The organism is Streptomyces sp. SM1 (genome assembly GCF_002910825.1).
GTDB classification, from domain to species: domain Bacteria; phylum Actinomycetota; class Actinomycetes; order Streptomycetales; family Streptomycetaceae; genus Streptomyces; species Streptomyces okerensis.
Genome location: NZ_NEUB01000742.1, coordinates 21,480 through 27,644, shown reverse-complemented (window position 1 = coordinate 27,644; position 6,165 = coordinate 21,480). Strand labels below are relative to the sequence as shown.

The 6,165-nt window shown below is 69.1% G+C and carries 6 protein-coding genes; 4 read left to right on the top strand and 2 right to left on the bottom strand.

All coding sequences use genetic code 11. From position 1 onward, the window contains the following. Nucleotides 1-200: 200 nt before the first annotated feature. Both B9S61_RS21980 and B9S61_RS21970 read right to left on the bottom strand, forming a co-directional pair. The gene (locus B9S61_RS21980) at nt 201-1,394 is read right to left on the bottom strand and encodes an IS4 family transposase (protein WP_103543802.1); all 1,194 of its coding nucleotides are present in this window, start codon (nt 1,392-1,394) and stop codon (nt 201-203) included. Between the two features lie 373 nt (nt 1,395-1,767). Then, the gene (locus B9S61_RS21970; RefSeq protein ID WP_258039781.1) at nt 1,768-3,468 is read right to left on the bottom strand and encodes a recombinase family protein; all 1,701 of its coding nucleotides are present in this window, start codon (nt 3,466-3,468) and stop codon (nt 1,768-1,770) included. A gap of 25 nt (nt 3,469-3,493) precedes the next feature. On the opposite strand from B9S61_RS21970, the gene B9S61_RS21965 reads away from it, so the two are divergent. The 4 genes from B9S61_RS21965 to B9S61_RS21950 all read left to right on the top strand — a co-directional run bounded on the left by B9S61_RS21965 (nt 3,494) and on the right by B9S61_RS21950 (nt 6,137). Next, complete coding sequence (locus tag B9S61_RS21965) at nt 3,494-3,670, top strand: DUF4177 domain-containing protein (RefSeq protein WP_103543799.1); 177 nt, start codon at nt 3,494-3,496, stop codon at nt 3,668-3,670. Next, nucleotides 3,667-4,134, top strand: a complete 468-nt coding sequence (locus tag B9S61_RS21960; protein WP_103543798.1) for a RidA family protein — start codon at nt 3,667-3,669, stop codon at nt 4,132-4,134. Before B9S61_RS21965 ends, B9S61_RS21960 begins: the two co-directional genes overlap by 4 nt. A 294-nt stretch (nt 4,135-4,428) precedes the next feature. Next, nucleotides 4,429-5,310: an NUDIX hydrolase gene (locus B9S61_RS21955; protein ID WP_103543797.1), complete on the top strand. Its 882-nt coding sequence runs from the start codon at nt 4,429-4,431 to the stop codon at nt 5,308-5,310. After that, nucleotides 5,307-6,137, top strand: coding sequence for an MBL fold metallo-hydrolase (locus B9S61_RS21950; RefSeq protein WP_103543796.1), 831 nt, complete (start codon nt 5,307-5,309; stop codon nt 6,135-6,137). The genes B9S61_RS21955 and B9S61_RS21950 overlap by 4 nt, the downstream gene beginning before the upstream one ends. Nucleotides 6,138-6,165: the final 28 nt, after the last annotated feature.

Below are 6,165 nucleotides of genomic sequence, written 5' to 3'. Positions count from 1 at the left end.
CAACGTCGCTTCTTTGATCGTTTCAGGGTGACTGTGGTCGTGGTGTGAGTGTGTGGAGCTGGATGGTGTAGGTGACGCGTTCGGTGGCGGGTTGATCTGGTTGGAGTGTGGGCCAGTTGACGTGTCGGGCCTTGGTGGCGCGGGGTGATCGGCGGCCGGGCCGTGGCCGGGTGGCGGTGCGGATCAGGTCGGCGCCGATGTCACGGATCTTGGTGGTCAGGCGTGGAGGGGGGAAAGTCCGCCCCGACGGTTCGCTGGGCGGCGTGCAGGGCGTGCTTGAAGCTGATCTGGGCTGGTGGGATGCCGTCCTGGGTCGCGCTGTCGGTGGCCAGGTGGCGTACGGACTGGTAGACGCAGAGCATCGCCCACAGTTCCTGGGCGACCATTTCGGGGCTGTTGGAGCGCAGGGTCGCGGTGCGGCCGCCGCGTTGCTCGACCTTGATCGACCGGTAGATCGTTTCGCTGGTCCAGCGACGTGCGTAGAGCTCGGCGAGTTCGGTGGCCGGGGCGGTGTCCGGGTCGAGGAGGGTGGTGATCAGGCAGAACAGTTCCGAGGACTCGGTGGTGGAGCCGTCGGCGCCCTCGGCGGTGCTGTGCACGGTGTACTCGATCACCCGGACGGTGATGCGCTGTCCGCGTGGCCCGTTGAGGCGGGAGAGACAGGTGCCGTCGTGGAGTACCTCGATGACGGGCAGGGTGAACGACGCGCTCGCGCGCCACAACAGCTCAGCGCCCCGGCCCGCGGCTGCGGTGAACAGGTCGTAGGAGGGGAAGCCCCGGTCGGCCAGCAGCAGCGTGCCCCGCTCGATCACCGGCAACAGGCGTGTGGCCAGGGTGCGTTCCCCGACCGCGAGGGAGTCGAAGACCGCTGCGATCACGGCCAGGGTGCCGCACTCGACCAGGGCCAGCAGCCGCACCTGTGGATAGGGCCCCTGCCGGGCCTCGGTCACAGGCCGGGTGTACGCGGCGGAGTTCGCCGCACTGTCGGGGACGTTGAAGGTGGTGCCGTCCAGCGAGGTCAGACGCAGGTTCCGCCAGAACACCCCCGGCGTGGCCGGCGTGCCCTGCGCTCCGCGCACCCGGTCGAACAGCACCCGAAGCGCCCCCGCCCCCAGCCGGGAGCGGGCCTTGGTCAGCGACCCTGTCGATGCCGGACGCCACTTCTCGCCCCGCTTGAGCGGCCAGTGCTCCACCAACTCCCGCAGCACCCCGCCGTACCCGACCGAGGTGAACAGCCACATGGCGAGGGTGAAGTAAACCACCAGCCGCGCGGGCAACGACTTCACCGCGCGTTCCCGCGCACCGGCCTCCTCGATCGCGAAGTCCACCAGCTCCGGCGTGAACGTCCGTGCCAACGCGCCGATCCGTATCCGCTCCGGGAAGCCATCCCCCACCACATGATCACGAGCCACAAGCCCCGGATCCCAAACGATCACCCGGCAAGGAAGCGACGTTGGGGTGTAGCGGGTGCCTACGGCGTAACCTGCGCCAGCACCGCGGGACAGCCTTGCAGAGCGGCTAGCAGTGCCTCACAGCGCCGTATCCGCTGAGCCGTATAGACAGTGCGATCCCCAGCGGACTGCGCGGCATAGAGCGCGTCCAGCCGGCGGGATATGTGGCGCCACTCAATGGCCGATTCGGCTCGCCGGCCGAACCAGTGCGCGTGCTGCTCATCGTGCATAATGGTGTCTTCCCTCTGTAGGGACACCAGCACGGTCTATCCGCCAAGATCCGGCCGTGCTGGTGCCAATTAACTGCGTTGGTCGTTCAGACCCAATCGATGGTCACGCGCGGCTCAATGACTGCCGCTGCCTTATTCCCCCGACTCTTCTCGCTGGGCAGTGCCTTCCGCACAGTGATCCGCTTGACGAACAGCGCAACAAAGCTGCGGCGCTCTTCCAGTGAGGCACTTGCCCACCACGTACCGGGGCCCAGCGGATCACCGTTCCACTCAGGGTCATCACTGGCGCACCATTCATGGATCGGCAGCGTCAGCGTGCCTTCGCGTCCCAGCGCTTCAAGCCTGGTGTCAGCGGCAGTTACGCGCGCCTGTTGTGTGCGCACATCGTTCGCCCAGCGCTGGCGTCCAATCTCGTCACCCCGGTACAGATCTGCGTCGTCGTAAAGCTGTGTCAGCGCACGGGTAGAGTCGGCCCGTTCCTGCATCACTGCGCGCCGCTCCTGCGCTGTCTCAGCCGTTTCGTGGACCTCTGCGTAGTGCGCCGCAACACGGGTCAGCACCGCGCGGCTGTCGTCGTCATACTCAGCGGCTGCGATCACTCCGAAGATGCTGCGCACTACGTAGTCGTCCAGCGCGCTGCGGCTGATGTAGCTACGCCCCAGATGATCACCGGGCACGTCGCGCAGAGGCTTGCCCTGGGGGCGATTACAGAAGTAGCTAGGGCGCTCACTGTTGTTGGCGCTCATGGTGTATCCACAGGCGCAGGACATGATGCCCTGACTGGACAGCAGAGCGGTACTGCGTGGCGCGTTGGTGCGTACGGGGCGCGCGTCCAACCACTCTTGTAGGGCAAACCATTCGGCTGGTGGCAGGATAGGTTCCCAGGTCTCCAGCGGGCGCCCCTCAGCATCGCGCCGAATGCGCTGGCCAGTAACTCGCCCCGCGGCGCTATAGATCACGTCAGAGTCAAAGCCAGCGAGATGCGGGTGCCGCAGTATGGTGATGAGTGTCTTTGGGTGCCATGCGCTGTTCGCACTCTTCTTACCGCGCGCTGCGCCCAGGGTAGGCACTGCGTCTGCGTTCAGGCTGCGGCATATGGCGCCGACGGAACCGGGCACTTCCTTGCCGCTGGTTGCACTGCCCGCACCCTCTTGGATCATCTTCCAGACTCGCCGGATGACGTCTGCCTGCGCTGGTTCCACATCGAGCAACTGAACGGCAACTGGCTTGCCCTCAGCGTTAGTTCGGATCTCCTGCCGGAAGCGTCGCCCGTATGGTTCCTTGCCACCGACGTAGCCCCCCAGCGAACGGGCGAGTGCCGCAGCGTCACGTACCGCAGTGCTCTTGTTCTTCGACTCCTGGTGCGCTGCGTCCAGCCGGAAAATCAGATGGATCAGATCCATCGTGTCACCCGGACGGAACATGCCCTCAGTGGTGGACACGATGGTGACGCCCAGCGACAGCAGTTCGTTCACGATCGGGATAGCGTCGCGCGGTTCGAGACGAGACAGGCGGCTGATGTTGTAGACGATCATGACGTTTACGCGCCCCATGCGGCAGTCACGCAAAAGGCGTTCGAAGTCTGGGCGCTCCGTACCGCTGTAGGCACTGACGCCTACGTCCTCGTAGTGGCCACACCACGCAGCCTCACGACCCTGGTGCGCTGACTCCTTGGCGAACAGCTCGAAACGCGCATGGTTCGCAGCGCGCTGGTTGGCAGGACTGGTCTCACTGCCGTTCACGCGTCCATATGACTGCCGTGTGTAGCCTGCGACATGCAAGTTCATGCCCGTTACCGCCTTTGGAGTTTTCATGGCCGAACCGTACCGTCGTTCATGGGAATATGCGACTGTGCCACTGCTCGTCCACGCGACGAAGCAGATCCTGGACACCTGGGGCGAGGACGGCTGGGAGCTCGTCCAGGTCGTCCCCGGGCCGAACAACCCCGAGCAGCTGGTGGCCTATCTGAAGCGCGAGAAGCAGGCGTGAGCGCCGTCGAGGCGAAGCTGGCCGAGATGGGCCTGAGCCTGCCGGGGGTCGTACCCCCGCTGGCCGCCTACCAGCCGGCCGTGCGGTCGGGGCAGTACGTCTTCACCTCCGGCCAGCTGCCCATGGTGGACGGCAAACTTCCGATGACCGGCAAGGTCGGCGCGGAGGTCACCCCGGAGGAGGCGAAGGAACTCGCGCGCACGTGTGCGCTGAACGCCCTCGCAGCGGTCAAGTCCGTCGCCGGGGATCTGGACCGGGTGGCTCGTGTGGTGAAGGTCGTGGGCTTCGTGGCCTCCGCGACGGACTTCACGGGCCAGCCGGGCGTCCTCAACGGCGCGAGCGAACTGCTGGGCGAGGTCCTCGGCGACAAGGGCGTCCACGCCCGCAGCGCGGTGGGCGTCGCGGTACTGCCGCTGGACGCGCCGGTGGAGGTCGAGATCCAGGTGGAGCTCACGGAGGCGTAAGCCTTGCGGCGGCGGCGGGGGGCCGGGGCCCGTCCGCCCGCTGCCCCGTCGCCGTACGCGCGTGCGCCGCGGTGGGGGTCGGCGCCACCGCGCGGTGGTCCCTGGTCACGCGCTTACGGGGATCCCCGAGCCTCCCTTCCGAGGCGCCGGGCGCGCTCGGCGTCGCCCGCGCTCCCCGATGCCCGTACGGCCGTCGCCCGCGCTCCCCGATGCCCGTACGGCCGTCGCCCGCCGCTGTCCCCGGCGCCCCCTCGGACACTCGAACATCCGGGCGTCACGGGATAGCCTCCGGCCATGGCGAATGCGCAGGCTGATGGGCAGTGGTACCCGCCGGAGTGGCCGGAGCGTATCCGGGCGCTCGCCGGTGGCGGCCTCACGCCGGTCACGCCGAAGCGGGCGGCCACCGTGATGCTGCTCAAGGACACCGGCGAGGGGCCCGCCGTGCACATGCTGCGCCGGCGTACGTCGATGGCGTTCGCGGGCGGCGCCTACGCCTACCCCGGTGGCGGTGTCGACCCGCGCGACGACGACCGGCACATCCGCTGGGCCGGCCCCTCGCGTGCGTGGTGGGCGGACCGGCTCGGGGTCGACGAGGCGGGGGCCCAGGCGATCGTCTGCGCGGCCGTGCGGGAGACCTACGAGGAGGCCGGAGTCCTGCTCGCCGGGCCCACCCCCGGCACCGTGGTCGGCGACACGACGGGCGAGGCCTGGGAGGCCGACCGCTCCGCGCTCGTCGCGCGGGAGCTGTCCTTCGCGGACTTCCTCGACGGCCGCGGCCTGGTTCTGCGCTCCGATCTGCTCGGTGCCTGGACCCGCTGGATCACCCCCGAGTTCGAGGCCCGCCGCTACGACACCTGGTTCTTCGTGGCCAAGCTGCCCGAGGGCCAGCGTACCCGCAACGCCTCCACGGAGGCCGACCGCACGGTGTGGATCGCCCCGCGCGGGGCGGCCGCCGGCTACGACCGGGGCGAGCTGCTGATGATGCCCCCGACCATCGCCACGCTGCGCCAGCTCACCGCCTACGCCACGGCCGAGGAGGCACTCGAGGCGGCTCCCGCGCGGGACCTCACGCCGGTGTTGGCCACCGCGTGCCTGGAGGAGGGCGAGATCGTACTGTCCTGGCCGGGGCACGATGAGTTCACGAAGCACATCCCGACCGGGGGAGCCCCCGCATGACGGACGCAAGCGCTCTTCCCGGACAGCCGCGGGGCGGTGTCCTCTCGGGCCCCGCCACCGCGCGTGCCGTCAACGTGCTCGCCCCCAACCCGTCGGCGATGACCCTGGACGGCACCAACACCTGGATCCTGTCGGAACCGGACTCCGACCTGGCGGTCGTGGTCGACCCCGGCCCGCTGGACGACGGACACCTGCGGCACGTCATCGGCACGGCGGAGCGGGCCGGAAAGCGTGTCGCCCTCACCCTGCTGACGCACGGTCATCCCGACCACGCCGGGGGCGCGGGCCGCTTCGCCGAGCTGACCGGCACGAAGGTGCGGGCACTGGACCCGGCGCTGCGGCTGGGCGACGAGGGACTGGCCGCCGGGAACGTCGTCACCGTCGGCGGCCTGGAGCTGAGGGTCGTACCGACGCCCGGCCACACCGCCGACTCCCTGTGCTTCCACCTTCCGGCGGACCGGGCCGTCCTCACGGGCGACACCATCCTGGGCCGCGGCACGACCGTCGTGGCCCACCCCGACGGCCGCCTCGGTGACTACCTGGACACGCTGCGCCGGCTCAGGTCGCTCACCGTCGACGACGGCGTCCACACCGTCCTCCCCGGCCACGGACCCGTCCTGGAGGACGCCCAGGGCGCCGTCGAGTACTACCTGGCCCATCGCGCGCACCGCCTCGCCCAGGTCGAGACGGCCGTCGAGGACGGTCACCGCAGCCCCTCCGAGGTCGTCGCCCACGTGTACTTCGACGTCGACCGCTCGCTCTGGCCGGCCGCGGAACTGTCGGTACGCGCTCAGCTCGAGTACCTGCGGGAGCACGGCCTCATCTAGCCCGCCCGAGTGAGAAGCCGACCGCGGG

Bases quoted from the DNA above. Each gene is read 5' to 3' on its own strand.
- B9S61_RS21950 (WP_103543796.1), top strand. From the start codon at position 5,307: ATGACGGACGCAAGCGCTCTTCCCGGACAGCCGCGGGGCGGTGTCCTC.
- B9S61_RS21970 (WP_258039781.1), bottom strand. From the start codon at position 3,468: ATGAACTTGCATGTCGCAGGCTACACACGGCAGTCATATGGACGCGTG.
- B9S61_RS21955 (WP_103543797.1), top strand. From the start codon at position 4,429: ATGGCGAATGCGCAGGCTGATGGGCAGTGGTACCCGCCGGAGTGGCCG.
- B9S61_RS21965 (WP_103543799.1), top strand. From the start codon at position 3,494: ATGGCCGAACCGTACCGTCGTTCATGGGAATATGCGACTGTGCCACTG.